The organism is Streptomyces sp. NPDC051569 (genome assembly GCF_044454085.1).
GTDB lineage: Bacteria > Actinomycetota > Actinomycetes > Streptomycetales > Streptomycetaceae > Streptomyces.
On the sequence record NZ_JBITDJ010000005.1, the window covers coordinates 139,327 to 165,656 of the forward strand.

At 72.6% G+C, this 26,330-nt stretch carries 24 protein-coding genes; 8 read left to right on the forward strand and 16 right to left on the reverse strand.

Features of this window, described 5'->3' with window-relative positions:
- Positions 1-43: 43 nt before the first annotated feature.
- The 4 genes from ACIBAE_RS11235 to infC form a co-directional block, all read right to left on the reverse strand.
- Complete coding sequence (locus tag ACIBAE_RS11235) at positions 44-877, reverse strand: TrmH family RNA methyltransferase (RefSeq protein WP_399284005.1); 834 nt, start codon at positions 875-877, stop codon at positions 44-46.
- A 153-nt stretch (positions 878-1,030) separates the two neighbouring features.
- Positions 1,031-1,417: a 50S ribosomal protein L20 gene (rplT, locus tag ACIBAE_RS11240; protein WP_114626556.1), complete on the reverse strand. Its 387-nt coding sequence runs from the start codon at positions 1,415-1,417 to the stop codon at positions 1,031-1,033.
- Between the two features lie 103 nt (positions 1,418-1,520).
- Positions 1,521-1,715 carry a 50S ribosomal protein L35 gene (gene rpmI / locus ACIBAE_RS11245; protein ID WP_388552261.1) on the reverse strand — a complete coding sequence of 65 codons (195 nt, stop codon included), beginning with the start codon at positions 1,713-1,715 and terminating at the stop codon, positions 1,521-1,523.
- A 125-nt stretch (positions 1,716-1,840) separates the two neighbouring features.
- Positions 1,841-2,536: a translation initiation factor IF-3 gene (gene infC, locus ACIBAE_RS11250; RefSeq protein WP_399284007.1), complete on the reverse strand. Its 696-nt coding sequence runs from the start codon at positions 2,534-2,536 to the stop codon at positions 1,841-1,843.
- A gap of 360 nt (positions 2,537-2,896) precedes the next feature.
- Here infC and ACIBAE_RS11255 point away from each other — a divergent pair, with 360 nt between their 5' ends.
- Positions 2,897-3,280 carry a DUF1844 domain-containing protein gene (locus tag ACIBAE_RS11255; RefSeq protein WP_399284009.1) on the forward strand — a complete coding sequence of 128 codons (384 nt, stop codon included), beginning with the start codon at positions 2,897-2,899 and terminating at the stop codon, positions 3,278-3,280.
- Between the two features lie 55 nt (positions 3,281-3,335).
- On the opposite strand, the gene ACIBAE_RS11260 is transcribed toward ACIBAE_RS11255, so the two are convergent.
- Positions 3,336-4,067 carry an SseB family protein gene (locus ACIBAE_RS11260; protein WP_399284010.1) on the reverse strand — a complete coding sequence of 244 codons (732 nt, stop codon included), beginning with the start codon at positions 4,065-4,067 and terminating at the stop codon, positions 3,336-3,338.
- 41 nt (positions 4,068-4,108) lie between these two features.
- Here ACIBAE_RS11260 and ACIBAE_RS11265 point away from each other — a divergent pair, with 41 nt between their 5' ends.
- The gene (locus tag ACIBAE_RS11265) at positions 4,109-4,765 is read left to right on the forward strand and encodes a serine hydrolase (protein ID WP_399284011.1); all 657 of its coding nucleotides are present in this window, start codon (positions 4,109-4,111) and stop codon (positions 4,763-4,765) included.
- A 99-nt stretch (positions 4,766-4,864) separates the two neighbouring features.
- Here ACIBAE_RS11265 and mycP read toward each other — a convergent pair whose 3' ends face one another.
- Both mycP and ACIBAE_RS11275 read right to left on the reverse strand, forming a co-directional pair.
- Positions 4,865-6,043 (reverse strand): type VII secretion-associated serine protease mycosin, encoded by a 1,179-nt coding sequence (mycP, locus tag ACIBAE_RS11270; protein ID WP_399284270.1) that lies wholly within the window; start codon positions 6,041-6,043, stop codon positions 4,865-4,867.
- 83 nt (positions 6,044-6,126) lie between these two features.
- Positions 6,127-6,918 carry a hypothetical protein gene (locus ACIBAE_RS11275; protein WP_399284013.1) on the reverse strand — a complete coding sequence of 264 codons (792 nt, stop codon included), beginning with the start codon at positions 6,916-6,918 and terminating at the stop codon, positions 6,127-6,129.
- A gap of 622 nt (positions 6,919-7,540) precedes the next feature.
- Here ACIBAE_RS11275 and ACIBAE_RS11280 point away from each other — a divergent pair.
- Positions 7,541-8,743, forward strand: a complete 1,203-nt coding sequence (locus tag ACIBAE_RS11280; protein WP_399284014.1) for an amino acid deaminase/aldolase — start codon at positions 7,541-7,543, stop codon at positions 8,741-8,743.
- A 56-nt stretch (positions 8,744-8,799) separates the two neighbouring features.
- On the opposite strand, the gene ACIBAE_RS11285 is transcribed toward ACIBAE_RS11280, so the two are convergent.
- The 3 genes from ACIBAE_RS11285 to ACIBAE_RS11295 are packed head-to-tail and all read right to left on the reverse strand — an operon-like array spanning position 8,800 to position 12,355.
- On the reverse strand, positions 8,800-9,591 hold the full coding sequence (locus tag ACIBAE_RS11285; RefSeq protein ID WP_399284016.1) for a 3-oxoacyl-ACP reductase: 792 nt from the start codon (positions 9,589-9,591) through the stop codon (positions 8,800-8,802).
- 5 nt (positions 9,592-9,596) lie between these two features.
- Positions 9,597-10,976 (reverse strand): aldehyde dehydrogenase family protein, encoded by a 1,380-nt coding sequence (locus ACIBAE_RS11290; RefSeq protein ID WP_399284018.1) that lies wholly within the window; start codon positions 10,974-10,976, stop codon positions 9,597-9,599.
- 8 nt (positions 10,977-10,984) lie between these two features.
- A complete protein-coding gene (locus ACIBAE_RS11295) occupies positions 10,985-12,355 on the reverse strand; it encodes a glutamine synthetase family protein (RefSeq protein WP_399284020.1) in 1,371 nt (456 codons plus the stop codon).
- A 78-nt stretch (positions 12,356-12,433) separates the two neighbouring features.
- Between ACIBAE_RS11295 and ACIBAE_RS11300 the strand changes: the two genes are divergently transcribed.
- The 3 genes from ACIBAE_RS11300 to ACIBAE_RS11310 all read left to right on the forward strand — a co-directional run bounded on the left by ACIBAE_RS11300 (position 12,434) and on the right by ACIBAE_RS11310 (position 15,682).
- Complete coding sequence (locus ACIBAE_RS11300; RefSeq protein WP_399284021.1) at positions 12,434-13,171, forward strand: FadR/GntR family transcriptional regulator; 738 nt, start codon at positions 12,434-12,436, stop codon at positions 13,169-13,171.
- A gap of 244 nt (positions 13,172-13,415) precedes the next feature.
- The gene (gene eat / locus ACIBAE_RS11305) at positions 13,416-14,891 is read left to right on the forward strand and encodes an ethanolamine permease (protein ID WP_399284023.1); all 1,476 of its coding nucleotides are present in this window, start codon (positions 13,416-13,418) and stop codon (positions 14,889-14,891) included.
- A gap of 83 nt (positions 14,892-14,974) precedes the next feature.
- On the forward strand, positions 14,975-15,682 hold the full coding sequence (locus tag ACIBAE_RS11310; protein ID WP_399284025.1) for a gamma-glutamyl-gamma-aminobutyrate hydrolase family protein: 708 nt from the start codon (positions 14,975-14,977) through the stop codon (positions 15,680-15,682).
- A 208-nt stretch (positions 15,683-15,890) separates the two neighbouring features.
- On the opposite strand, the gene ACIBAE_RS11315 is transcribed toward ACIBAE_RS11310, so the two are convergent.
- Entirely contained in the window at positions 15,891-16,829 is a 939-nt protein-coding gene (locus ACIBAE_RS11315; protein WP_399284027.1) for a LysR family transcriptional regulator, read from the reverse strand.
- Between the two features lie 70 nt (positions 16,830-16,899).
- Between ACIBAE_RS11315 and ACIBAE_RS11320 the strand changes: the two genes are divergently transcribed.
- Positions 16,900-18,081: a TDT family transporter gene (locus ACIBAE_RS11320; RefSeq protein ID WP_399284028.1), complete on the forward strand. Its 1,182-nt coding sequence runs from the start codon at positions 16,900-16,902 to the stop codon at positions 18,079-18,081.
- Here ACIBAE_RS11320 and ACIBAE_RS11325 read toward each other — a convergent pair.
- Together ACIBAE_RS11325 and ACIBAE_RS11330 are read right to left on the reverse strand one after the other, a co-directional pair.
- Entirely contained in the window at positions 18,020-18,736 is a 717-nt protein-coding gene (locus tag ACIBAE_RS11325; RefSeq protein ID WP_399284030.1) for a helical backbone metal receptor, read from the reverse strand. The genes ACIBAE_RS11320 and ACIBAE_RS11325 overlap by 62 nt on opposite strands.
- An 8-nt stretch (positions 18,737-18,744) precedes the next feature.
- Positions 18,745-19,302 carry a helix-turn-helix domain-containing protein gene (locus ACIBAE_RS11330; RefSeq protein WP_399284032.1) on the reverse strand — a complete coding sequence of 186 codons (558 nt, stop codon included), beginning with the start codon at positions 19,300-19,302 and terminating at the stop codon, positions 18,745-18,747.
- A 251-nt stretch (positions 19,303-19,553) separates the two neighbouring features.
- Here ACIBAE_RS11330 and asnB point away from each other — a divergent pair, with 251 nt between their 5' ends.
- Positions 19,554-21,404: an asparagine synthase (glutamine-hydrolyzing) gene (gene asnB, locus ACIBAE_RS11335; RefSeq protein ID WP_399284034.1), complete on the forward strand. Its 1,851-nt coding sequence runs from the start codon at positions 19,554-19,556 to the stop codon at positions 21,402-21,404.
- Positions 21,405-21,523: 119 nt separating this feature from the next.
- Here asnB and ACIBAE_RS11340 read toward each other — a convergent pair whose 3' ends face one another.
- From ACIBAE_RS11340 to ACIBAE_RS11350, 3 genes are all read right to left on the reverse strand, one after another.
- Complete coding sequence (locus ACIBAE_RS11340; protein ID WP_399284036.1) at positions 21,524-22,243, reverse strand: methyltransferase; 720 nt, start codon at positions 22,241-22,243, stop codon at positions 21,524-21,526.
- Between the two features lie 244 nt (positions 22,244-22,487).
- Positions 22,488-25,118, reverse strand: a complete 2,631-nt coding sequence (locus ACIBAE_RS11345) for an ABC transporter permease/substrate binding protein (RefSeq protein WP_399284038.1) — start codon at positions 25,116-25,118, stop codon at positions 22,488-22,490.
- Positions 25,111-26,247, reverse strand: coding sequence for a glycine betaine/L-proline ABC transporter ATP-binding protein (locus ACIBAE_RS11350; protein ID WP_399284040.1), 1,137 nt, complete (start codon positions 26,245-26,247; stop codon positions 25,111-25,113). The genes ACIBAE_RS11345 and ACIBAE_RS11350 overlap by 8 nt, the downstream gene beginning before the upstream one ends.
- Positions 26,248-26,330: the final 83 nt, after the last annotated feature.

The window sequence follows — 26,330 nt, forward strand, 5'->3', positions numbered from 1 at the left end:
ACACACTACTCGCTCAAAGTGACGGGGCGGACCCCCTCAGCGTTCACCCGCGGGCCCGCTGGGCGCGCGCCGAGGCGTAGAGGCATACGGCGGCGGCCGTCGCGAGGTTCAGGCTCTCGGCTTTTCCGTGGATCGGTACGCGTACCACGGCGTCCGCGAGGGCGCGGGTCTCCTCCGGCAGCCCCCATGCCTCGTTGCCGAAGATCCAGGCGGTGGGCCCGCCCATGGTGCCCGCGTCGAGCTCGTCGTCCAGGTCCCGCTCGCCCGCGCCGTCGGCGGCGAGGATGCGGACGCCCGCGTCCTGGAGCCCCTGGACGGCCTGCTCGACGGGGACACCGACGGCGACCGGGAGGTGGAAGAGCGATCCGACGGACGCGCGGACCGACTTCGGGTTGTAGAGGTCGACGGAGGCGTCGGTGAGGACGACGGCGTCGGCGCCCGCCGCGTCGGCGCAGCGCAGCACCGTACCGGCGTTCCCGGGGTCGCGGACGTGCGCGAGGACGGCGACGAGCCGGGGGCGGGCCCGCACGATGTCCTCGAACGGCGAGTCGAGGAAGCGGCAGACGCCGAGGAGCCCCTGGGGGGTCACGGTCTGGGAGACGTCGGCGAGCACCGTGTCTGGGGCGTAGTGGACGCGGGCGCCGGCGTCGCGGGCCGCGTCGATGATGTCGGCGTACCGCTCGGCGGCCTCGACGGTGGTGAACAGTTCGGTGAGAGTCGGCTCCCCGTCGTCACCGCGATGGGCCACCGCTTCCCGTACGGCCTGCGGGCCCTCGGCGATGAACCGGCGTTCCTTGCCGCGGAAGGCGCGCCTGGCGAGTCTCCTCGCGGCCAGGACGCGCGGGGATCGCGGGGAGATCAGCTCGGGGGTGCCCATGGGAGGCGGCTCTCACTTCTCGTATCAGGAGGTACGGGGTGGGGCTGTCGCGGGACTGGGGCTGTCGCGGGACTCGGGCTGTCGCGGAACGCACCGGACCCGCAGGCGTGGCGCCTGCGGGTCCGGCGGAAAGCGAATGCGGCCTGACGGAGATCAGGCGGCGGCCTTCGGAGCGTTGACGTCGCTCGGGAGGGCCTTCTGGGCGACCTCGACGAGCGCGGCGAACGCGTTCGCGTCGTTCACGGCCAGCTCGGCGAGGATCTTGCGGTCCACCTCGACGTTGGCGGCCTTCAGACCCTGGATGAAGCGGTTGTAGGTGATGCCGTTGGCGCGGGCAGCGGCGTTGATCCGCTGGATCCACAGCTGACGGAAGTCGCCCTTGCGCTTCTTGCGGTCGTTGTAGTTGTAAACGAGGGAGTGGGTGACCTGCTCCTTCGCCTTCCGGTAAAGGCGCGAGCGCTGGCCGCGGTAACCGCTGGCCGCCTCGAGGATTGCCCGGCGCTTCTTGTGGGCGTTGACTGCCCGCTTGACGCGTGCCACTTGTTAACTCCTTGTAGCGGGGCCGTGGTGTGGAATCACACGGCCCGGAAACGAATGGGTCCCGGTCCTGGTGTCGTGCCCCCGGTCACCGGGGGCACCGACATCACTTGCCGAGAAGCTTCTTGATCTTCTTGGCGTCGCCCGGGGCCATCTCGGCGTTGCCGGTGAGGCGACGCGTCAGCTTGGACGGCTTGTGCTCGAGCAGGTGGCGCTTGCCGGCCCGCTCGCGCAGCACCTTGCCGGAGCCGGTGATCTTGAAGCGCTTGCTGGCACCACTGTGCGTCTTGTTCTTCGGCATAGCGCCGTTCTCTCCTCGTCAGTGGCGCTCCCCACCGGTCCGTAAACCGGCGCGACGGGAGCGTCAGATCTCTGGGTGTGTGGTTCCGGACCGGAGCCGTGGGCGCCTGGTTGGCGCCCCGCGGGTCACGCTTCGGAAGGTGCCTCGGCCGGAGCTTCGGCGGGGACCTCGGCCGGGGCCTCGGTCTCCGTGTCCGTGGACTCCGCCGAGTCCTCGGTGGCGTAGCCCTGACGCTCGGCCTTGCGGGCGGCCTGCGCCTCGCGGGCCTCGGCCATGGCTTCGGTCTTCTTCTTGTGCGGGCCAAGAACCATGATCATGTTCCGGCCGTCCTGCTTCGGGTTCGACTCGATGAAGCCGAGATCCTCGACATCCGAGGCGAGACGCTGGAGCAGACGGAACCCAAGCTCGGGGCGGGACTGCTCACGACCACGGAACATGATCGTGATCTTGACCTTGTCACCCTGCTTGAGGAACCGGACGACGTGACCCTTCTTGGTGTCATAGTCGTGCGGGTCGATCTTCGGCCGGAGCTTCATCTCCTTGATGACCGTGTGCGCCTGGTTCTTGCGCGCTTCACGGGCCTTCATGGCCGACTCGTACTTGAACTTCCCGTAGTCCATGAGCTTGCACACGGGCGGACGTGCGGTCGCCGCGACCTCGACCAGGTCAAGGTCGTACTCCTGCGCCAGTTCCAGGGCCTTGGCAAGCGGCACGATGCCGACCTGCTCGCCGCTGGGACCGACGAGTCGGACCTCGGGAACGCGAATCCGGTCGTTAATGCGGGGCTCGGCGCTGATGGATCCTCCTCGGTAGCACCACACGACTGTCTGGCAGACAGCCGCGTAACGTCTGTTTCTCAGACCAACCGCGGCGGAACACGAAAAAATGCCCCGGACGGCACACAGGCAGGAGCTCCATAACAACCGGAGCACCGCCGTGTGCGTACACGGGGCGCATCGGGCGGCTCCATCGTCCGTACGGAACGATGGGCGCCACCTGACCGGTGACCCGCCACCCCGAGGGGCGGCCAGGTGGGAGAGCGGAGCCTCCACTTGTGGGCCGGGCACATACGTGTCCGGCCGGTCGTTACTCCAGGTTAGCAGCAACCGCCCGGAGGGGCTAACCGACGTCCGTCCGGGCGGTGGACGGACGTCACTCCATCGGGGCATATCGTGTGGGGCATGAGTGACGCGACCTCCCCTCAGGAGTCCCCCGAAACCCCCCAGGAGTCCCCCGACTTCGACGCCATGACCCGTGACATCGCGGAAGTCCCCGCTGTCGAGGTGATCGTCACGGTCGCGGTGAACCTGATGAGCGCCGCCGCCGTGAAGCTCGGTCTGACCGAGGAGGGCGACGAGCACAAGGACCTGGACGAGGCGCGCAAGCTGGTCACGGCGCTGGCCGGGCTGCTGGACGCGAGCGTGACGGAGATCAGCTCGTTCCACGCGGCGCCCCTGCGGGACGGTCTGAAGTCGCTCCAGCTGGCGTTCCGCGAGGCGTCGGTCGTGGCGGACGAGCCGGGCCAGGGCCCGGGCGAGAAGTACACGGGCCCGGTCTACGGCTGACGGACCCGGTCCACGGCTGCCGGGGCCGGCTCGACGGCCGGCCCGGCGCCCGGACTCACCGACGTACGAAAAGGGGCTCGCCGGGTGGCGTGGCCTCGGCCGGCAGCAGAGCCAGGTCGAGTCCGCGTACCAGGCGGGCCCTCAGTACGTCGTCGGCCGCGAGCGCCTCGGCGATACGGCGGACCGTCGGTGCCGGGGACGCGTCCGGGGCGAGCACGAGCGCGAGGGTGCCGTCCGCGCTGCCGGGACCGAGATGGGCCCGCAGCACGGCGGGCTCGGCGGCGACGGCGGACCGTACCGCCTCGGTGACGGCCGGGTCGTCGAGCGGATCGGTGCTGGTACGGCCCTCGGCGACGGCGAGCAGCGCGCTCCCGGTGAGCTGGTACGCGACGGGCCCCGCGAGATCGAGCACCAGTGTGTCGGCCCGCTCGTGGGCGGCCGCCTGGAGCGCCTGGTGCAGCGGTACGGCGACGGGCCTGGCCTCCGGATTCCAGCGGGCCAGCGCCGCGATGGAGGTGAACGCGGGCAGCGCGCGCCGGTCGCCCGCCTGGAGCGTGGGGACGGCCATGTCGCTGGTCTTCTCGCGGCGCAGGCCGTTCTCGTCCTCCTCGCTCTCGCCGAGGACGGCGACGACGGGGACCAGCAGCCTGGCGCCCCGCAGCGCCGCCAGCACCCGCGGCTCGGCCGCGCGGTCCACGGCCCAGGCGGCGAGGGCCGCCGTCAGCGCGGGATCGGCGGTGCCGTCGTCGTCGGAGAAACCTGGGTCGGGAATGTTCTTGAGCGCCACGGGTCGAGCCTAACCGCGCACGGCGGACGTACGGTCGTCGGGTGGATCTCTCGGTCGCGGTGGGCGACATCGCCGGTGGGCGCGGGGCGGGGCACGGCGAGGACCGGACGTATGTCACCGCCAGTGTGGTGAAGGTCGCCGTGCTGGTGGCACTGCTGCTGCGCGCGGGGGACACCGGCCGGTGGCTGACGGCGAAGGAGGAGCACCTCGCCGCGGCCATGATCCGGCACAGTGACAACGACGCGGCGACGGCGTTGCGGGCGGCGCTCGGGGGCGTGGCGGGGCTGGACGCGGCGCACGCGCGGCTCGGCATGACCCGGACGTCCGGCGCGCCCGCCTGGGGACTCACCCGGACCACCGCACGCGATCAGCTGACGCTGCTCAGGGCGGTGTTCGGCCGGGGTCCCGAGCTGGACGGGCGAGCGCGCCGGTTCGCCGCCGGACTGATGGAGCGGGTGGTGCCGGGGCAGGCGTGGGGGGTGTCGGCGGCGGGCGGCGACTGGGCGCTGAAGAACGGCTGGCTGCCACGGTCCGGTTCCGGCTTGTGGGTCGTCCACTCGGTCGGGCGGGTACGGGGCTGCCTCGTCGCGGTGCTCTCGGCGGGCCACGCGACGAAGGAGGACGGCGTCGCCCGGGTCGAGGAGGCGGCCGTCACCGCCGTGGAGCGGTTTCTCCAGGAGCGCCCCGGGCGGGGGTGAGGGGGCGGCGTGCCCGGCACACGGCGGGCACGCGGCGGGGTGTCGCGGGCCGGGCGTGCGCGGGCCGGGTGTCGCGGGCCCGGTATCGCGGGCCCGCTCTCAGCGCCGGGAGCCGCGCCGGCCGGGACCGCCGCGCCACAGGGCCACCGCGCACACCAGCAGCATCGCTCCGGCCGCGCCGGCCGCCGGGGCGAGCCAGGTCGCCGGTTCGGACAGCGCGGGCGGGGCGTCGGGGCCGTCGCCGAAGTACCGCTCGCCGTAGCCGGCCGCCTCTCCGGCCGGAGCCGTCCGGGGTACCTTCGCACCGGCCGCGATGGCGGCGGCCGGATCGACCAGGCCGTATCCCCGCGCGTCGTCGTGGCCGCTCTCGGGGACCTCGCGTGCGGTGTCCGCGAGGAGCTTCTTGATCTGCGCGGGCGTGAGGCCGGGGTGGGCGGAGCGGACGAGCGCGACCGCGCCGGAGACGAACGCGGCGGCGGCGCTGGTGCCCCAGCCCTCGTAGTAGTGGCGGTCGGGGTCGGCGATGACGACGTCGACGCCCGGGGCGCTGACGGTGGCGTACCAGCGGCGGGTGGAGAAGGGGGCGTGCGTGCCGTAGCGGTCGACGGCCGTCACCGCGATCACCCCGGGATAGGCGGCGGGGTACGAGATGTGGTCGCCCTTCTCGCCGCTGTTGCCCGCCGAGGCGACGACGACGGCGCCCTTGGCGAGCGCGTACTGGACGGCCTCGTCCTCACCCGGTTCGGGGTGGGCGGACTCGCTGTCGTCCCCGAGGGAGAGGTTGATGACGTCCGCGCCGTGGTCGGCGGCCCAGCGGATGCCGTCGGCCAGTGCGCCGCCCCGGGACGTGCGGGCCTTGGCGCGGGCCGGGTCGGTGCCTTCGAGAATGACCCGGACGGGCAGGATCTTCGCCTCGGGCGCTATGCCGAGGACCCCTTCGGTGCGCTCGGAACCATGGCCGTGGCCCGCGATGATCCCGGCCATGGCGGTGCCGTGCCGGGCCCAGGAGCGGTCGCCGCTGACGGCGCCGAAGCCGACGAGGTCCTTGCCCGGAAGTACCTGGCCTTCGAGGTCGGGATGGTCGCCGTCGACACCGGTGTCGAGAACCGCGACCGTGACGCCCTTCCCCTGCGCGGTGCGCCAGGCCTGGTCGGTGTGGAGGGCGTCGAGGGCCCACTGCTGGGCGCGGATCCCGTCGGCGTGCGCCGGGGCCGCCGGGACGAGCAGGACGAGGGAAGCGGCGGCGGCGAGCGCGGCGACGGCGCGGCCACGGGGCATCGCCGTGCGCGGGGGTGCTGGTATCCCCCGGGACGCCGTCCGGGCCGCACGGGTCCCGTGGGTCGCCTTCGTGATGTCCGGGGTCATCGGGGGGCCGCCGTCCCGGCGGCGACGCTCGCGCGCAGCCCCCGCTCGATCCGGTCCGCTATGCCCTTGGCCTCGTGCCCCAGGCCCGCCTGCGCGGGCGCGGACGTGGCGCCCTTGACCATGGCCTTGTCGGCGGGCTCCGGAGCGCTGACGCGGCGCCCGTCGGCGAAGCCGGAGACGGCGTAGACCATGACGGGGGCGTCGGTGAGGACGTTCACCGTCCAGCTCGCGCGCTGGGCGTCGCCGAATCCGGCGGCGACCGTGCCGCTGACGGGGAAGGTGCGGGGCATCAGGTCGGAGCGCCGCCCCAGGCCCTCGGTGGTGAAGCGGGCGCGGAGGGCGTTCATCGCGGCGGGGTCGCCCTGGGTGAAGACCAGCCCGACGGTGGTGACGCTGCTGGAGGTGGCGTCGGTGTACGTGGCGCGCAGCACCCGCCCGCACCCCACCGGGCGGACCGTGCGCAGCAGCAGCGGGTCGAGTGTGCCGGCGCATCCGCTGTCGGGCGCGACGCCGGTCCGTGTCCAAGCGCGGTCCGCGCCGCCGGGCCCGGCTCCGTCGCCCGCCAGGGTGCGCGGGAAGAGGGTGTCGACGGGAACGCTGTGCCAGAGGTTGTGGGCCGTGTCGTACGCGTTCCGGGCGGCGGGCCGCTCCGCCGAGTCGCCGGTCAGCCAGCTGCCGGTGACGGCGCCCCCGATCAGTCCGAGCCCGAGGACGGCGCAGACCACGGCGCCGGCGGTCCTCCTCGGGGGGCGGACGGACACGATCCGCAGCTGGGTGGTGGTCTCCATGGGGGTCTCGGGAGGCGCACCCGCCCAGGGCTGACGTGGTGGGGGTACGGCGGGCGGCAGGAGCGGCGCCGGTGGCACGAACGGCACGGCGGGCGCCGGTGGCGCGACCCGCGCGGCCGGGGGGAGCGGCACGATCCGCAACTGGACGGTCGTCTCGGCGCTCCGGACGTTCCCGCCGTCCTCCGCCGGAGCGCCGGGACGCGGCGGAACCGACGGCGGGGCGGATACGGCGGACGGCGGACGGGGCGACCGCGGAGCCGGGGCGTGCGGCGCGGGCGGGGCCTGCATGGGCGGGGCCTGCGCGGGCGGCCGGACAGCTGGGGCGGCCGGCGCGGGCATGGCCGGCGCGGGTACCGCCGGGTCGGGCACGGCCGGCGGTGTCGCCGGGGCCGCTGGTGGTGGTAGCGGAGCGCGCCGCGCGTCGGTGCTCATCCGCCCCCCTGTCCCGCCTCTACAGACTGGTCCGGTCGCCGATCGCCCTCCGGGGAGAGCCCGTTCGGCGCCGCGTGCCCGTCACTCTACGGGCTGGGGCGGGCCCGGCGGGAACGGGCCGTCAGGCCCGGAAGGATCTGCCCAAATCATCCCCCTACCGTCCGGTAATCGTCTCTGGCAAGCTCGGTCCATGACTCCGCGTGCCTCGGACCGGGCCCGGTACGACCGGGCCACCGCTCATCTCGACGCCCCGCTCGCCCTCGTCGATCTCGAAGCGTTCGACGCCAACGCCGACGATCTCGTCCGGCGGGCCGGCGGCAAGCCGGTCCGGGTGGCGAGCAAGTCGGTGCGCTGCCGGGCCCTGCTGGAACGGGTCCTGGCCCGGGACGGCTTCGCGGGGATCATGTCGTTCACGCTCGCCGAATCGCTGTGGCTGGCCCGGGCCGGGTTCGGGGACGTACTCCTCGCGTATCCGTCGGCGGACCGCGCCGCGTACGGGGAGCTCGCCGCCGATCCGGGACTCGCCGCCGCCGTCACCGTGATGATCGACGACCCGGCGCACCTGGACCTCATCGACGCGTCACGCGGTCGCGGCCGTGCGGAGATCCGGGTCTGCCTGGAAATGGACACCGCCTTGCGGCTGTTCGGCGGCCGGATGCGGATCGGTGCCCTGCGCTCCCCGCTGCGCGAGCCGGCGCAGCTGGCCGAGCTGGCCAGGTCGGTCGTCCGCCGCCCCGGTTTCCGGCTGGTCGGGCTGATGGCGTACGAGGGTCATGTGGCCGGGGTCGGCGACAGTCCGGCGGGGCGGCCGGTGCGGTCGCGGGCGGTACGGCTGATGCAGGCGGTGGCCCGCGGGGAGCTGGCGGAGCGGCGCGCGGCGGTGGTGCGCGCGGTGCGGGCCGTGGCGCCGGAGCTGGAATTCGTCAACGGCGGGGGTACGGGCAGCGTGCAGCACACGGCGGCCGAGGCGGCGGTGACCGAGATAGCCGCCGGCTCGGGGCTGTACGTGCCACGGCTCTTCGACGACTACACCTCGTTCAGCGGCCGTCCGGCGGCGCTGTTCGCCCAGCCGGTGGTGCGCAGGCCGGGCGTCGGGGTGGTGACGGTGCTCGGCGGCGGCTATCCGGCGTCGGGGGCTCCGGGCCGGGACCGGCTGCCCGTTCCGTATCTGCCGGAGGGGCTGCGGTACGACGGGCGGGAGGGGCCCGGCGAAGTGCAGACACCGCTGCTGGGGTCGGCCGCCGACGATCTGCTGATCGGCGACAAGGTGTGGTTCCGGCATGCGAAGGCCGGTGAACTGTGCGAGCGGTTCGCGGCGTTGCACCTGGTCGAGGGCGACCGCGTGGTGGCGGCCGTCCCCACGTACCGGGGCGAGGGCCGTACGTTCCTCTGAGTCCTGCGGGGACGTACGGCCCGTGCCGGGGGCGGTGGGTACGCCCTACATACGCCCTACAGGGGAGTGACGTACGCCCCGGAGATGCCGCCGTCGACGAGGAAGTCCGTGGCGTTCACGAAGGACGAGTCGTCGCTCGCGAGGAAGGCGACGGCCGCCGCGATCTCGTCCGCCTCGGCGAACCGCCCGACCGGGATGTGCACGAGGCGGCGTGCCGCCCGCTCCGGGTCCTTGGCGAACAGCTCCCGCAGCAGCGGGGTGTTGACCGGCCCCGGGCAGAGCGCGTTCACGCGGATGCCCTCCCGGGCGAACTGGATGCCCAGCTCGCGGGACATGGCGAGTACCCCGCCCTTGGACGCTGTGTAGGAGATCTGCGAGGTCGCCGCGCCCATCCGGGCCACGAAGGACGCCGTGTTGATGATGGAGCCCTTGCCCTGGCGCCGCATGTAGGGGATGGCGGCCTTGCAGCACAGGTACACCGAGGTGAGGTTGACCTCCTGGACCCGCCGCCAGGCGTCCAGTCCGGTGGTGAGGATCGAGTCGTCGTCGGGCGGCGAGATGCCCGCGTTGTTGAAGGCGATGTCGACGCTGCCGTACGTCTCGTGCGCGATCCGGAACAGCGCGTCGACCTCGTCGGCGTCGGTGACGTCGACCCGGACGAAGGTCCCGCCGGCCTGCTCGGCGGCGGCCTTGCCGGCGGTCTCGTCGATGTCCCCGCAGACGACGTGCGCGCCCTCGGAGGCGAGCCGGCGGGCGGTGGCGAGGCCGATGCCGCTGCCGGCTCCGGTGATGACGGCGGTGCGGCCGACGAGTCGGCGGCAGACGGTGTCGCTGGTGGGGTCGGTCATGGCGGTCAGCCTTCCGTGCTGATGAAGACGTTCTTGGTTTCGGTGAAGGCGGCGAGGGCGTCGGGGCCCAGTTCGCGGCCGAGTCCGGACTGCTTGTAGCCGCCGAACGGGGTCCCGTAGCGGACGCTGCTGTGGGAGTTGACGGACAGGTTCCCGGCGGCGACCGCGCGCGAGACGCGCAGGGCGCGGCCGAGGTCGCGCGTCCAGATCGATCCGGCGAGGCCGTAGTCGGTGGCGTTGGCCAGCCGGACCGCGTCCTCCTCGTCGTCGAAGGGCAGGACGACGGCGACCGGGCCGAAGATCTCTTCGGTGGCGGCCGGGGAGTCGGCGGCGGCGTCGGTGAGGACGGTCGGCGGGAACCAGAAGCCGGGGCCGGCGGGCGCGGTGCCCCGGATGCCCTTCGCGCCGTCGGGGACGTACGCCCGTACGCGGTCCAGCTGGACCGCCGAGATCAGCGGGCCCATCTGGGTGCGCTCGTCGGACGGGTCGCCGACGACGACCGACTCGATCGCGGGGGCGAGGAGTTCGAGGAACCGGTCGTGGACCTCGCGCTGGACGAGGATGCGGGTACGGGCGCAGCAGTCCTGGCCCGCGTTGTCGAGGAAGGCCATCGGCGCGGTGGCGGCGGCCTGTTCGAGATCGGAGTCGGCGAAGACGATGTTGGGGCTCTTGCCGCCGAGTTCGAGCGTCACGCGCTTCACGAGATCACTGCTCTTGGCCATGATCCGCTTGCCGACGCGGGTGGAGCCGGTGAACACGATCTTGGCGACGCCCGGGTGCTCGACCAGCGCGTCGCCCGTGACCGGGCCCGCGCCGGGCAGGACCTGGAAGAGGTGCTCGGGGAGACCCGCCTCCAGGGCGAGTTCGGCCAGCCGCAGGGCGGTGAGCGGGGTGGTCTCGGCGGGTTTGAGGAGGACCGCGTTGCCGGCCGCGAGGGCGGGGGCGGCGCCCCAGGCGGCGATCGGCATCGGGAAGTTCCAGGGCGCGATCACCCCGACGACGCCGAGCGGTTCCAGCAGGGTGATGTCGAGTCCGCCGGCCACCGGGATCTGGCGGCCCGTCAGCCGCTCCACTCCCCCGGCGGAGTAGTCCAGGAGATCGCGGACGTTGCCGGCCTCCCAGCGGGCGTTGCCGAGGGTGTGTCCCGCTTCGGCGACTTCCAGCCGGGCCAGTTCCTCGGTGTGCGCGTCGACCACGGTCGCGAAGCGGCGCAGCAGCCGGGCGCGGTCCGCGGGGGCGGCTGCGGCCCAGCCGCGCTGCGCCGCAGCCGCCCGCCGCACCGCGGCGTCGACCTGCGCCGGGGTGGTCGTGGCGACGGTGGCGACGACCTCCCCGGTGGCGGGGTTGAGGACCTGGTGTCCGGCGGTGGGGGACTGTTCGGGCACGTGGTTCCTCACAGGCGTTCGAAGGAGCGGCGCAGCTCCCAGTCGGTCACCGCGGCGTCGAAGGCGTCCACCTCGACGCGCGCCATGTTGCTGTAGTGCGCGACGACTTCGTCACCGAAGGCCGCGCGGGCGATGGGACTGTTCTCCCACAGGTCGGCCGCTTCGCGCAGGGTGGTCGGGACATGCGCGTAGTCGGCGTCGTAGGCGTTGCCCGCGCAGGGCTCGGGGAGTTCCAGTTCGTTCTCGATGCCGTACAGGCCGGCGGCCACCAGGCCGGCGACGGCGAGGTGCGGATTGACGTCACCGCCGGGCAGCCGGTTCTCGAAGCGCAGGGACCGGCCGTGGCCGACCACCCGGAGCGAGCAGGTGCGGTTGTCGTATCCCCAGGCGACGGCGGTGGGGGCGAAGGAGCCGGGCTGGAACCGCTTGTACGAGTTGATGTTCGGCGCGTACAGAAGGGAGAAGTCGCGCAGGGCGGCGAGCTGGCCGGCCAGGAAGTGGCGCATCACCGGGGACATCCCGCCGGGCCCGTCACCGGCCATGACGCTGGTGCCTGGGGCGTCGAGGGACTGGAGCGAGAGGTGGATGTGGCAGGAGTTGCCCTCGCGCTCGTTGTACTTGGCCATGAAGGTGAGCGAGACACCTTCCTGCGCCGCGATCTCCTTGGCGCCGGTCTTGTAGACGGCGTGCTGGTCGCAGGTGACGAGGGCTTCGTCGTACTTGAAGGCGATCTCGTGCTGGCCGGGGTTGCACTCGCCCTTGGCGGACTCGACGGTCAGTCCGGCGGCGGCCATCTCGTTGCGGATCCGGCGCAGCAGGGGCTCGATGCGGCCGGTGCCGAGGACGGAGTAGTCGATGTTGTACTGGTTGGCGGGGGTCAGGTCCCGGTAGTGGCTGTCCCAGGCCTGCTCGAAGGTGTCCTTGAAGACGATGAATTCGAGCTCGGTGCCGGCGTGCGCGGTGTAGCCGTGTCCGGCGAGCCGCTCCAGCTGGCGGCGGAGGATCTGGCGGGGGGCGGCGACGACGGGCGAGCCGTCGTTCCAGGCGAGGTCGGCGACGAGCATGGCCGTGCCCTCGTTCCAGGGGAGACGGCGCAGCGTGGAGAGGTCGGGGCGCATGGCGAAGTCGCCGTAGCCGCGCTCCCAGGAGGACATCTCGTATCCGCCGACGGTGTTCATCTCGGTGTCGACGGCCAGGAGGTAGTTGCACCCCTCGGTGCCGTGCTCCAGGACCTCGTCGAGGAAGAACGTCGCGGCGAAGCGCTTGCCCTGGAGCCGGCCCTGCATGTCGGGGAAGGCCAGGACGACGGTGTCGATCTCGCCGCTCTCGACGAGGATGCGCAGTTCCTCGACGGCGAGCGGGGGTGTGCGGTCTGCCACGGGATTACTCCTCCTTCGGTCAGCCGGAAGCCATAAGGTATTCCTGGAGACCTTTGCTTGGGAAGGGGAAACGGCCACGTGGCGCGGAAGAACGAGCCGTTGGACCCGCTGACGCCGGTACTGCGGCCCGTGCGGGCCGGGAACGGCTTCGAGGAGGCACTGGAGCAGATCCTCCAGGTGCTACGGCTCGGCCTGGTGGCGGACGGCGAGCGGCTGCCCGCCGAGCGGGAGTTGGCCGAGCGGCTGCGGATCAGCCGGGTCACACTGCGCGAGGTGCTCAGGGTCCTCCAGGACCAGGGACTGCTGGAGAGCAGGCGCGGCCGGTACGGCGGGACCTTCGTACGGCCCCGGCCCGGCACCCCGGCCGTCGGCGCCGGGGCGGAACTGCGGCGGCGGGTGGCGGCGGTGGACATCGAGGACGTCCTGCGCTTCCGCGAGGTGCTGGAGGTGGGCGCGGCGGGGCTGTGCGCGGTGCACGGACTCACCGGGGAGCAGGCGGGACGGCTCCGGTCCGCGCTGGCCGCGACGCACGACGCGCCGCTGACGGAGTACCGCAGGCTGGACACACTGCTGCACCTCACGGTGGCGGAGCTGGCCGGCTCCGCCACCCTGACCGCGCAGTACGCCGGTGTACGGGCGACGGTGAACGACCTGCTGGACTGCATCCCGCTGCTCGTCAGGAATCTGGAGCACTCGCAGCAGCAGCACACCGCGCTGGTCGGGGCGGTGCTGGACGGGGACGCGGACGGGGCGCGGGAGATCGCGCGCGAGCACTGCGCGGGTACGGCGGCGCTGCTGCGGGGTTTCCTCACCTGACGGGCCGGGAGCCGGGGGCGCGGGCCGGGGGACGTCGCCTGGCGGGCCGTCACCGGGCCGAGACCGGACAGGCCGTCGCCAGGGGCCGAGACCTGGCGGGCCGTCGCCGGGGCCCGGCGGGAGCCGGAGCCGTCCGACGCGTCGGCCCCATCCGTAACAGCCGTTTAACGCACGGGCCTTGCGCGCGGCCATCCGGCCCGCAATGGTATGCCACCACACCATTACCCCGAGGCAGGAGCGGATCATGTCCGAATCCACGGACTCGCGCACCCCACCACCCCCCGCGGCCACCGGCGACGGCGCCGCCGCACGGGACGCCGACTACCTCGAACGGCGCGCGCTGCGCCGGGGCAGCGCCGGCTGGCTGCTGCTCACCGGACTCGGGGTCGCCTATGTCGTCTCCGGCGACTTCTCGGGCTGGAACATCGGCCTCTCCGAAGGCGGTTTCGGCGGCCTCGCGATCGCCACGCTGCTGATGGGGGTGATGTACGCCTGTCTCGTCTTCTCGCTCGCCGAGCTGTCCGCCATCCTGCCCACCGCGGGCGGCGGTTACGGCTTCGCCCGGCGCGCGCTCGGCACCTGGGGCGGCTTCCTCACCGGTACGGCCATCCTCATCGAGTACATCCTGGCGCCTGCCGCCATCTCGATCTTCATCGGCGAGTACGTCGAGTCGCTCCACCTCTTCGGCCTGACGGCCGGCTGGCCGGTCTACCTCGCCTGCTTCGTCATCTTCATCGGGATCCATCTCTGGGGCGTCGGCGAGGCGCTGCGCTTCAGTCTGGTGGTGACGGCCATCGCGGTGGCGGCGCTGCTGATCTTCGCGGTCGGTGCCTTCACCGAGTTCGACGCGAACGGGCTGAACGACATCCCCGTGGACCACGACGCCTTCGGCTCCGGCTCCTGGCTGCCGTTCGGCGTGCTGGGCATCTGGTCGGCGTTCCCTTTCGGCATGTGGTTCTTCCTCGGTGTGGAGGGCGTGCCGCTGGCAGCCGAGGAAGCCAAGGACCCGGTGCGTTCGATGCCGAAGGCGCTGTCCATCTCCATGGGCGTGCTGGTGCTGCTGGCGCTGATCACCTTCTTCGCGGCGACCGGCGCGCACGGCTCGGCGGCCGTGCGGGAGGCGGGCAATCCGCTGGTGGTCGCGCTCCAGGGGGACGGCGGTCCGACAGCGCTGAGCCGGTTCGTGAACTACGCGGGTCTCGCCGGTCTCGTCGCCTCCTTCTTCTCGCTCATCTACGCCGGGTCCCGGCAGCTCTTCGCACTCTCCCGGGCGGGCTATCTGCCGCGCTTCCTCTCCCTGACCAGCAGCCGCAAGGCGCCGTACCTGGGGCTGCTGATCCCGGGCGCGCTCGGCTTCGCGCTCGCGGCCGGCACCGGGGACGGCGGACGGATGCTGAACGTCGCGGTGTTCGGCGCGACCATCTCGTACGCCCTGATGGCCCTGTCCCATCTGGTGCTGCGCCGCCGTGAGCCCGGGCTGCCCCGCCCCTACCGCACGCCCGGCGGCATGCTCACCTCCGGTGTGGCGTTCGTGCTGGCCCTGTCGGCGCTGGTCGCGACCTTCCTGGTGGACCAGGACGCGGCGTTCATCGCGCTGGGCGTCTATGTCGTCGCCCTCGCCTACTTCACCTTCTACAGTCGGCACCGGCTGGTCGCGGCGGCCCCCGAGGAGGAGTTCGCGGCACTGGCCGAGGCCGAGGCCGAACTCGAACGCGACTGACGGACCCCGGACCGAAGAACCGAGCAGCACCAAGCAGCGCGAAACACGAAGCACGAGCACCGCGCACCACGGAGGACCGATCTGTGAAGCCGCTCATCGGCGTCAGCACCTATCTGGAGGCGTCCGCCGCCTGGGGTATCTGGGAGCTGCCCGCCGCACTGCTTCCCGCCGCCTACCCCGGACTCGTCCAGCGGGCCGGCGCGCTGGCCGCGATGCTCCCGCCCGACGACCCCGCCTCGGCGGCGGAGGTGGTGGCCCGGCTCGACGGGGTGGTGATCGCGGGCGGGCCCGACGTGGAGCCCGTACGGTACGGAGCCGAGCCGCACCCCCGTACCGGGCCGCCGGCCAGGGAGCGGGACGCCTGGGAACTGGCCCTGATCGAGGCGGCCCTGGCGTCCGGCACCCCGCTGCTGGGGATCTGCCGGGGGATGCAGCTGCTCAACGTGGCGCTCGGCGGGACGCTCGTCCAGCACGTCGACGGGCACAGCTCACCGGTCGTCGGCGCCTTCGGCGGGCATCCGGTGACACCGGTGCCGGGCACGCGGTACGGCGATCTGGTGCCGGAGGAGTTCGACGTGCCGACACACCATCACCAGACCGTGGACCGGCTCGGCAGGGATCTGACCGTCTCGGCGTTCGCGGCGGACGGCACGGTCGAGGCGGTCGAACTGCCCGGTCCGCGGTGGGCGCTGGGTGTCCAGTGGCATCCGGAGATGGGGGAGGACACCCGGGTGATGACCGCGCTGGTCCGGGCCGCGCGGGAGCGGGCCGCCACCGGGGGTCGCTCCTAGCCGGGGCCGCTCCTAGCCGGGGCCGCTCCTGGCCTGGAGCGGTTCCTGGCCGGGGGCCACTCCTGGCCGGGGGCCACTCCCGGCCGGGGGCCACTCCCGGCCGGGGGCCACTCCCGGCCGGGGGCCACTCCCGGCCGGGGGCCACTCCCGGCCGGGGGCCACTCCTGGCCGGGGGCCACTCCTGGCCTGGGGCCGCCGGGGCCCGCTCCTAGGGGGTGTCCGGCTCCCGGTCTGCCGTCAGGCCCCGCGTCAGGGACAGCAGGTCGCGGGCCGGGCCCGCCGGCCGGGCGCCGGCCGGCCACACCGCGCGGAGATCGCGGCGCAGCCGTACCCCTTCCACCGGCACCCGGACGAGCCGACCGGCTGCCAGCTCCTCGCCGACGGCGAGTTCGCTCAGCACACAGGGTCCCGCCCCGCTGACGGCCGCTGCCTTGAGCGCGGTGGTGGAGGCCAGTTCGAGCAGGGGCTCGGCGAGGCCGCCGTACGCGGCGAGCCCGGCGTCCAGCACCTGCCGGGTGCCGGAGCCGGGTTCGCGCAGGATCAGCGGGGCGGCGGCGAGCTCCGTGGGGTCGAGCGGGGTACGGCGGCGGGCCCAGGGGTGGCCGGGGGCGGCGACCACGAGCAGCCGGTCCTGGCCGATCACGGCGGAGTCCAGGCCGTCCGGCGCGGCCAGGCCCTCCACGAAGCCGAGGTCCGCCTCGTGGGCGAGCACCTGCCGGGCGACCGCGACCGAGTTGCCCGCGGACAAGGAGACGGCGGTACCGGGCCGGGCGCGGCGCAGCGCTATCAGCCAGCCGGGCAGCAGATACTCCGCGATGGTCATGCTGGCCGCGACGCGCAGCCGCGAGTCCCGGTGGTCGCGCAGCGCCTGCGCCCCCGCGTCGAACGCCTCGGCGGCCTCCACGACGCGCCCGGCCCAGTCGGTGACCAGCGTCCCGGCTTCGGTCAGCCGGGAGCCGCGCGGCGAGCGGTCCACCAGCGCCACCCCGAGCAGCCGTTCCATGGCCCGCAGCCGGCCGCTGGCGGCGGGCTGGGAGATGCCGATCTCGCGGGCGGCCCGTCCGAGGCTGCCCAGCCGGGCGACGGCGAGCAGCAGTTCCAGCGCGCCGAGGTCGGGCACGCGGTGGGCGAGCGGCGCATCGGTCATCAGTCCAGGTTATGACCCCATAGGGAGAACGGGGCTGGTGGGGGCGGTACGCGGGGGCGACAGTGACAGCATGGTCACCCTCGCGCAGGCCCCCGCGCACCCCGTCGTCCCCACCCTGGCGCAGCCCCCCTCCCCGGCCGGCGCCTCCGGGAGGCGGATGCCCTCGCTCCGGTATCTCGGGCCCAACTGGTACGCGCCGGTGATGGGGACCGCGATCGTCGCGAGCGCGGGCGCCGGGCTCCCCGTGGACGTCCCCGGGCAGCGGGCCGCCGCCGTGGCGATCTGGGCGCTGTCGGCGACACTGCTCGCCGTCGTGCTGACCGCCCGCGCCGGGCATTGGCTGCTCCATCGCGACCAGGCGCGCGCCCATCTCCTCGACCCGGCCATGGCCCCCTTTCACGGCTGCCCGCCCATGGCGCTGCTGGCCGTCGGGGGCGCCACCCTCACGGTGGGCCGTGACGTGCTCGGCGAGCGGGCGGCGGTCGCCGTGGACGCGGCGCTGTTCGGGATCGGGACGCTGCTCGGCCTCGCTGTCGCCGTGACGATCCCGTATCTGCTGGTCGTCCGTCATCGCGTGCGGCCGGCCGACGTGTCGCCGGCCTGGCTGCTGCCGGTGGTGGCGCCCATGGTCTCGGCGGCGGTCGGCCCGCTCCTGGTGCCGTACGTGCCGGCCGGACAGGGCCGCGAGGCGCTGCTGCTCGGCTGCTACGCCCTCTTCGGGCTGAGCCTGCTCGCCACGCTGACGATGCTGCCGCTGATCTTCGGCCGGCTGGTGCTGCACGGGCCCCCGCCGCTCGCGCTGACCCCGCTGCTCTTTCTCGTCCTCGGCCCGCTCGGCCAGTCGGTCACGGCGGTGGGGCAGCTGGCCGACGCGGCGCCCGGGGCGATCGGCGGACCGTACGCGCGCGCTCTGGGCGCCTTCGCCGTGGTGTACGGCGTGCCGGTGACGGGATTCGCGCTGCTGTGGCTGGCTCTGGCGGCGGCCCTGGCGGTGCGGGCGGCCCGGCGCGGGATGCGGTTCACGATGACGTGGTGGGCCTTCACCTTCCCGGTCGGCACCTGCGTGACGGGTGCGGCGGGGCTGGCGCGGCACACGGGGCTGGTGGCGCTGGAGTGGACGGCGGCGGGCCTGTTCGCGCTGCTGCTGACGGCGTGGGCGGCGGCCGCGTACGGCACGCTGCGCGGACTGGTCAGCGGAGCGCTGCTCGCAGCTCCGCCGGTGCGCGGACCAGTGACGGCCCGTACCAGGTGAGGAAACGCCCGTCGACGAGTGCGGCGGGCAGCCCGGGGAACGCTTCGGGGCCGTCGTCGGCGGTGAAGCGGTACGGCTCGTCGGGCAGCACCACCAGCTCGGCGCCCGCCGCCCGCAGCTGGTCGAGCGGGATCCGTGGGTAGCGCTCGGGGTGGTCCCCGTAGACGTTCTCCACGCCGAGCCGGGCGAGCAGGTCCCCGGCGAAGGTGTCGCGTCCGAGCACCATCCAGGGCCGGCGCCAGATCGGTACGACGGCCCGCCGGGCGCGAGGGGACGGCGGGAGCGCGTCCCAGGCCGCGCGGGCGTCGTCCAGCCAGCGTGGCGCGGTCACGCCGCAGCCCGTGACCAGCATCCGTTCCAGCTCGGCGAACGCCTGGTCGAGCGTTCTGATCCGGGTGACCAGCACATCGAGTCCGGCCGCCCGGAGCGCGGCGAGATCCGGGGCACGGTTCTCCTCCTCGTCGGCGACGACCAGATCGGGCCGCAGGGCCGTGACGGCCGCCACGTCCGGATTCTTCGTGCCGCCGATCCGTACGACGTCGAGACCGGCGGGACGGACGCACCAGTCGGTCGCGCCCACCAGCAGTCCCGGCGCGGTGACCGCGACGGCTTCGGTGAGGGAGGGGACGAGCGAGACGACCCGCCGTACCGGCATCGCGCGGATCAGCGCCGGGGGTCGACGGTCGCGTCGATGTGTTCGGCGACGGCCACGACCAGGATGCGGGTGCCGGGCTCGGTGGCCCGCCAGCGGTGCCGTACGCCACCGGACAGATACAGGGTGTCGCCGCGCTCCAGCCGGTACGCGCGCCCCTCGGCCTCCACCTCGACGGCGCCGTCGGCGACGTACATCACCTCGTCGTTGCGGTGCTGGTACTCCCGGCCGGTGTCCTGCTCGCCGGTGTACTCCTTGGCGTTCAGCTGGTGTCCGCCGCGCACCACCCGGCGCACCCCGGGCCCGCCACCGCCGTCGCCTCCGCCCCGTACGACATCCACCGTGCGCGCCGAGTCGGCGGCCGCCCGCAGCCGCGCGGTGGTCGTCTCCAGGGCCTCCGCGACCCGCTCCATGGACCGGACACTGGGTCTGGCCCGTTCGTTCTCGATCTGGCTGAGGAAGGGTACGGACAATCCGCTGCGGGCGGCGACCGCCGCCAGGGTCAGGCCGAGGGACCTGCGCCGCCTGCGGACGGCCGCGCCCACCCTGAGCGCTTCCTTGTCGTCCATCACTGGGCTCCCTCCCGACCGGATCGTCATCCTCTCAGAGTTGACGCCGGTGCAGGAGCTGTCCTGCCGCACCCGCCACCGATCCTCGGTGACCGCTGCCGACCGCTGCCGGAGCGGGTCCGCCTCCGGAGTCAATGATGCACTCCCCCCGGCGTCGGCGAAGGGCCTCGGGCCGCCGTGACCCGGGCCGCCGGGCCGTCGTTGGTCACCGTGGCCGATCACGCGGTCGCCAGTCACGAGGAGCGGCAGTCATGTGTGGAATCAGTGGATGGATCTCTTACGAACGGGACCTCTCCACCGAGGTCGGAACGCTCCGGGCGATGACGGGGACCATGGCCCCTCGCGGTCCTGACGGGGCCGGGATGTGGCTCGACACCCACGCGGCGCTCGGCCACCGCCGCCTCGCGGTCATCGACATCGCGGGCGGCCGGCAGCCCATGACGGTCGAGCACGACGGCCGGACGCTGCTGGTCACCACGTACAGCGGCGAGGTCTACAACTACCGCGAGCTGCGCGCGGAGCTGGAGTCCCTGGGGCACGCCTTCCGCACGAGCGGGGACACCGAGGTCGTCCTGCGCGCCTATCTCCAGTGGGGCGAGGACTTCACGCGGCGTCTCAACGGCATGTACGCGTTCGCCCTCTGGGACCCACGGGAGCAGGAGCTGCTCCTGGTGCGCGACCGGATGGGCATCAAGCCGCTCTACTACTGGCCGACCCCCGACGGTGTCCTCTTCGGTTCCGAGCCGAAGGCGATCCTCGCCCACCCCTCGGTCTCCGCCGTCGTCGACGCCGAGGGCCTGGCGGAGCTGATCTCCTTCGCCAAGACCCCCGGCCACGCCGTCTACCAGGGGATGTACGAGCTGCGCCCGGGCCACACCGCGCGGGTCAGCAGGCGGGGCATCGCGGTCAGGCGCTACTGGGCCCTGGAGGCCCGCGAGCACACCGACGACCTCGGCACCACCATCGAGCGGGTACGGGAACTCCTCGACGACATCGTCGCCCGGCAGCTCATCGCCGACGTACCGCTGTGCACCCTGCTCTCGGGCGGCCTGGACTCCTCGGCCGTCACGGCCCTGGCCGCCCGGCTGCTCGGCTCCCGGGGCGGCGGGCCGCTGCGTTCCTTCGCCGTCGATTTCGCCGGCCACGCCGAGAACTTCCACGCCGACGGGCTGCGCGGGACCCCGGACGGCCCGTACGCCCGTGCCATGGCAGCGCATGTGGGCGCCGATCACCAGGAGATCATGCTGGACACGGCGGATCTCACCGACCCCGGTCACCAGGCCGCCGTGCTGGCCGCGCACGACCTGCCCACCCGGTTCGGCGACGGCGACACCTCCCTCCACCTGCTCTTCCAGGCGATCCGTGAGCACTCCACGGTCGCGCTCTCCGGGGAGGCGGCGGACGAGGTCTTCGGCGGCTACCGCTGGTTCCACGACCCGGCGACCGTGGCCGCCGATACGTTTCCGTGGATCGCCGGCGGGGTGGCGTCCGGGTTCTCCGGCAGCCGGGGCGCCCGCGACGGGCTGCTGGACGCCGGGCTGTGCGAGAAACTCGACGTGGCCGGTTACCAGGACCGGCGCTACCGCGAGGCACTCGCCGAGGTCCCCCGCCTGGACAGCGATACGGCCCTGGAGCGGCGGATGCGCGAGATCGGCCATCTGCACCTCACCCGCTTCGTCCAGATCCTGCTGGACCGCAAGGACCGGGCCAGCATGGCGGTGGGGCTGGAGGTCCGCGTGCCGTTCTGCGACCACCGCCTGGTCGAGTACGTCTTCAACACCCCCTGGGCGATGAAGACCTTCGACGGCCGGGAGAAATCACTGCTGCGCGCCGCCACCCGGGACACGCTCCCCGACGCCATCGCCGACCGGGTGAAGAGCCCGTACCCGAGCACCCAGGACCCGCGCTACGGCGAGGCGCTGCGGGACCGGCTGCGGGAGGTCCTCAGCGACGCGAACGCGCCGGTGAGGCCGCTGCTGGACACCGCCGGGGCGGCCCGGGCGGCGGCGGACGGCGCGATGACGGACATCCGGCCGGGGGCGGAACTCGTCCTCGGCCTGGACGCCTGGCTGCGCCGTTACGAGGTGACGACGGCGATCTGAGACCGCCGGGCTGTTCCGTGTCGGGCTGTTCCGTGTCGGGCTGTCTCTTGTGGGCTGTCGCGGGCTGTTCCGTGCGCGCTGTTCACCGGGCTGCACCTTCCGGGCTCTTCCGCGCCGGACTATTCCTCCCGGTGGAGTTCCAGGAGCTGGAACTCCACCGGGAAGGCTCCCGCGCGGCGGGTCGTGCGGGCCAGGGGGACGATCCGCAGCCCGAGCCGGTCCGCGATGCCGGTCAGGAGGGGGACGTTGCCGAGACTGTTGAAGCCGAGGAAGAGGCGTCCCGTCCTGGTCAGCCTGGCCATGCCGTCCCGCAGATAACGCTCGTGCAGGGTGTAGCCGCGGTCGAAGATCGCCCACTGGATGTCGTCGACGTATTCGAAGTCGTCCGGCGCCTCGACGACATTGGAGTTCCAGAAGATCACGTCGTACCGCTCGCCGGGCGCCAGGCCGTCGAAGAGGTCGCTCCGCAGCGCCTGGACGCGGTCCGCCACCTGGTGCCGGGCCGCGTTCAGCCGGGTGTTGTCGACGGCGGCGGCCGCGATGTCGGTGGCGTTCACCCGCGCGCACCCGCGCAGCGCCGCCGTCACCGCCGTCACCCCCGTGCCGCTGCCGATCTCCAGGAAGCGGCCTCCGGCGGGGTACGGCAGCCAGTCGCTGAACAGCTCCGTCGACGCGGTGCGCGTGGGGGCGAAGACGCCGGGCAGCAGGTCCCAGCGCAGGCCCAGCAGGTCGAATTCCTCCGGCCGGACGGCGGCCGTCCCGTGCTGCTGGACCAGTCGCAGACCCGCCGCGTACGGATCGCCGAGAACGTCACTCGCGTCATCGATTTCTGTTGTCATGTCCCGCTGATCCTCTGTCACCGACCCTGCCCGTATCGCGGGTCATGCTCCCCCACGCCATCCACCACCGGCGCCTGGATCAGGGGTCTTGCGCGGATAAACACCCCGAAGGAGTGGTTTCCGTGGGGTGCGCCGCATACGTCAGGGGTGAACCTCGCCCACCGGCGAGGTTCACCCCTGACAGAGTGGGCGTACGGACAGCGCGCACGTACCGCGCGTACCTGTCGCGGTGCTACGCCTGCGGTTACGCCTGCGGGGCCATCGCGTCCGCCATGCCCGGATTCTTCGCCATCCAGGCCTTCACGGCTTCGTCCTCGTGCCCCATACCGCGCTTCTGGATCTCGTTCTCCAGGCCGGCGAGCTGCTCCTCGCTCAGCGTGAAGTCCTTGAGCCACTTCGTCAGCCGCGGGTAGTCCTTCGGGAAGTCCTTGTTGGCGACCGTGGTGATCCGGTCACCCTCCCCGAACGCCTTCCTGGGGTCCTTCAGCTTGGTCAGGTCGTACTCGCTGTAGGCCCAGTGCGGGGTCCAGAGCATGACCGCGATCGGTTCCTTCTTCGCGTACGCCCGCTTCAGCTCGGCGAGCATGCCGGGCGTGGAGCTGTCGACGACCTCGTACTCCCCCTTGAGCCCGTAGCCGGGCAGGACCTTGTCCTTGAGGATGTTCATGGTCTCGGCGCCGGGCTCGATCCCGACGATCCGGCCCTTGAACTCGTCCCCGCGCCCCTTGAGGTCGTCGAGGGAGTCGACGCCCTTGACGTACGAGGGAACGGCGATCTCCAGGGAGGTCGGCCCGTACCAGGATCCGAGATCGGCGAGGCTGTCGCCGTACGTGTCCCAGTAGCGCTTCTGCGTGTGGGGCAGCCAGCCGTCGAACTGGACGTCGATCTGACCTCGGGACATCGCGGCGTACATCGGTCCGACCTCGAACTGCTTGAGGTTCATCGTGTACCCGCGCTCCTCCAGGACCGCCTTCCACAGATACGTGGCGGCGATGTCCTCCTCCCACGGGAACCACGCGACCTCCAGCGGCCGCTTCCGCTCGTCCTCGCCGCCCTCGGCCCGGCCCGCCCCGCCGACCGGGGTCCACGTGTCCGCGAGGGACGGGTTGTCCTGGAGCCAGGCGCGTACGGCCTCCTGCTCCTTGCCCTTACCGGTCGACTGGATCTTCGCCTCAAGGCTGGTGAGCTGCTCGTCGCTCATCGTGAAGTTCTTCAGCCAGGAGGCCACCCGCGGGTTGTCGGCCGTGAAGCCCTCGCGGGCCAGGGTGTGGACGCCGTCGCTCTCCGCGCCGAAGGCCTTCTTGGGGTCCTTCAGCTTGGTCAGGTCGTACGTGTCGTACGCCCAGTGCGGCGACCAGAGCACGACGATGATCGGCTCCTTCTTCGCGTATGCCCGCTTCAGCTCGGCGAGCATCCCGGGCGTGGAGCCGTCGACCAGCTTGTACTCGCTGTCCAGGCCGTACTCCTTGAGGACCTTGTCCTTGAGGAGCGCCGTCTCGCCCGCGCTCGGTTCGATGCCGATGATGCGGCCCTTGAAGGTGGACGCCTTGCCCTTGAGGTCCTCCAGGGACTCGACGCCCTTGACGTACGAGGGCACCGAGAGCTCCAGGGAGGTCTGGTCGTACCAGGCCCCCATGTCCTCCAGCTTGTCCTGGTACTTCGCCCAGTAGGTGGCGTGGGTGACCGGCAGCCAGGAGTCGGTCTGGATGTCGATCTGGCCGCCCGCCTGGCCGGTGTAGAGCGAGCCGGCCTCGTACTGCCCGGCGTCGACCTCGTAGCCGCGCTGTTCCAGCAACTCCTTCCAGAGGAAGGTGGAGGCGATGCCCTCGTCCCAGGGGATGTACCCCATGCTGATCTTCTTGCCCTGGCCGACCTTGCCGGCGTCCGGGGCGGTGGTGGCCGGCGAGGTGCCGCCGAACAGGCCCAGGCCGCCCGCGACGAGCGCGAGGACGACGACGCCGGCGAGAGCGACGACGGGGGCCGGACGGTGGTTCCAGATCTTCGGTCCGCCGGCCAGCTCGCGCGCCTTGGCCAGCGCGCGGCGGCCGAGCGGCGAGACCTGCAGGCTGAGCGAGCCGGTGATCCGGTCCAGGTACATCGCCAGGATGACGACGGAGACGCCCGCCTCGAAGCCGAGGCCGATGTCGACGTTGCCGATGGCACGGTAGACGGCGCCACCGAGACCGCCGCCGCCGACCATGCCGGCGATGACCACCATGGAAAGGCCCAGCATGATGACCTGATTGATACCGGCCATGATCGTCTGGAGTGCCAGCGGCAGCTGGACGCGGAGCAGGGTGTTGCGCGGGCTGGTGCCGAACGCCTCGGCCGCCTCGACCAGTTCCCCGTCGACCTGGCGGATTCCCAGTTCGGTCATCCGGACGCCGGGCGGCAGCGAGAAGATGATCGTCGCGATGATGCCGGGGACGACGCCGACGCCGAAGAAGAAGACGCCGGGAATCAGATAGACCATGGCGGGCATGGTCTGCATGAAGTCGAGCACCGGCCGTGTCACGGAGCTGACGGCCTTGGAGCGCGCCGCCCAGATGCCGAGCGGGACGGCGATGAGCAGCGTCACGATCGTCGCGACGAGCACCAGCGACAGGGTCGCCATCGAGTCTTCCCACAGCTCGATGGAGTCGATCAGCGCGAAGCCCGCGAAGGTGAGGACACCCGCGACCAGGCTGCGCAGCCACCACGCGAGGACGGCGAGGATGCCCGCGAGGAGCAGCGGCTCCGGCGCGGAGAGCACCGCGTCGATGCCCTCGTACATGCCGGAGACGATCGAGCCGATGGCGTCGAAGAGCCAGGAGAGGTGGCGCTGGAGGAAGTCGACGGCGCCGTCGACCCAGTCGCCGAGCTGAAGCCTAGGCACGGGCCACCGCCTGGCCGGCGGAGACCGGGGTCCCGCCCGGGACGCCGGCGGGCGCCGTGGGGGTCATCGGCTCACCGAGGACGGCGAGCAGCCTGGCCCGGGGGACGACGCCGATCAGTTCGCCGTCGTCGCCGGTGACGGCGACCGGGACGGCGCTGGTGGAGCAGGGCGTGAACAGCTCGATGATCGGGGTCGACCCGGGGACCCGGGCGGGCGCCAGGTCGAGGACCTCGGCAGCGGTCCGCAGCTCCAGACCGCCGTCCGTCAGGGTGCCGAAGGCGGTCTCCGGGTCGGCCATGATCGCGCCGGCGGTGAGCACGCGGGAGCGGTCGACATCCTGGGTGAAGGACGCGACGTAGTCGTTGGCCGGGGTGACGAGGATGTCCTCGGCGGTGCCGAGCTGGACGATCTCGCCGTCGCGCATCACCGCGATCCGGTCACCGAGACGCATGGCCTCGTTGAGGTCATGGGTGATGAACACGATGGTCTTCTTGAGCCGCTTCTGCAGTTGCAGCAGCTGATCCTGCATGTCACGCCGGATCAGCGGGTCGAGCGCGCTGAAGGACTCGTCCATCAGCAGCAGGTCCGCGTCGGTGGCGAGCGCGCGGGCCAGGCCGACCCGCTGCTGCATACCGCCGGAGAGCTCGTCGGGCCAGGACTTCTCCCAGCCGCCCAGGCCGGTGAGTTCCAACGCCTCGGCGGCGCGCTTCTCGCGCTCGGCGCGGGGAACACCCTGTACTTCGAGCCCGTACGCGGCGTTCTCCAGGACGCTGCGGTGCGGGAAGAGTGCGAAGTGCTGGAATACCATGCTGATCTTGGTGGAGCGGACGTCGCGCAGGTCGGCGGGGCTCAGGGCGGTCAGGTCCTGACCGTCGAAGAGCACGCGTCCGGAGGTCGGTTCCAGGAGTCCGTTGAGCATGCGCAGCAGCGTGGACTTGCCGGATCCGGAGAGACCCATCACGACGAAGATCTGGCCGGGCTCGACCGAGAACGAGGCATCGATCACCGCTGCGGTCGTACCGTCGGTGCGCAGCTCGTCGCGGTCGGTACCGCTTTCGAGCTTCGTCACGGCTTCGTCTGGTCGTCTGCCGAAGACCTTGTACAGGTGATCGGCTTGCAGCCTGGACACATACACCTCACGCGTTGAACGGAAGACGGCCCGACACCCCCGCGGGCGGGCCGTGGAGCGGGACGGGTTCGGCCCGCTTCGTC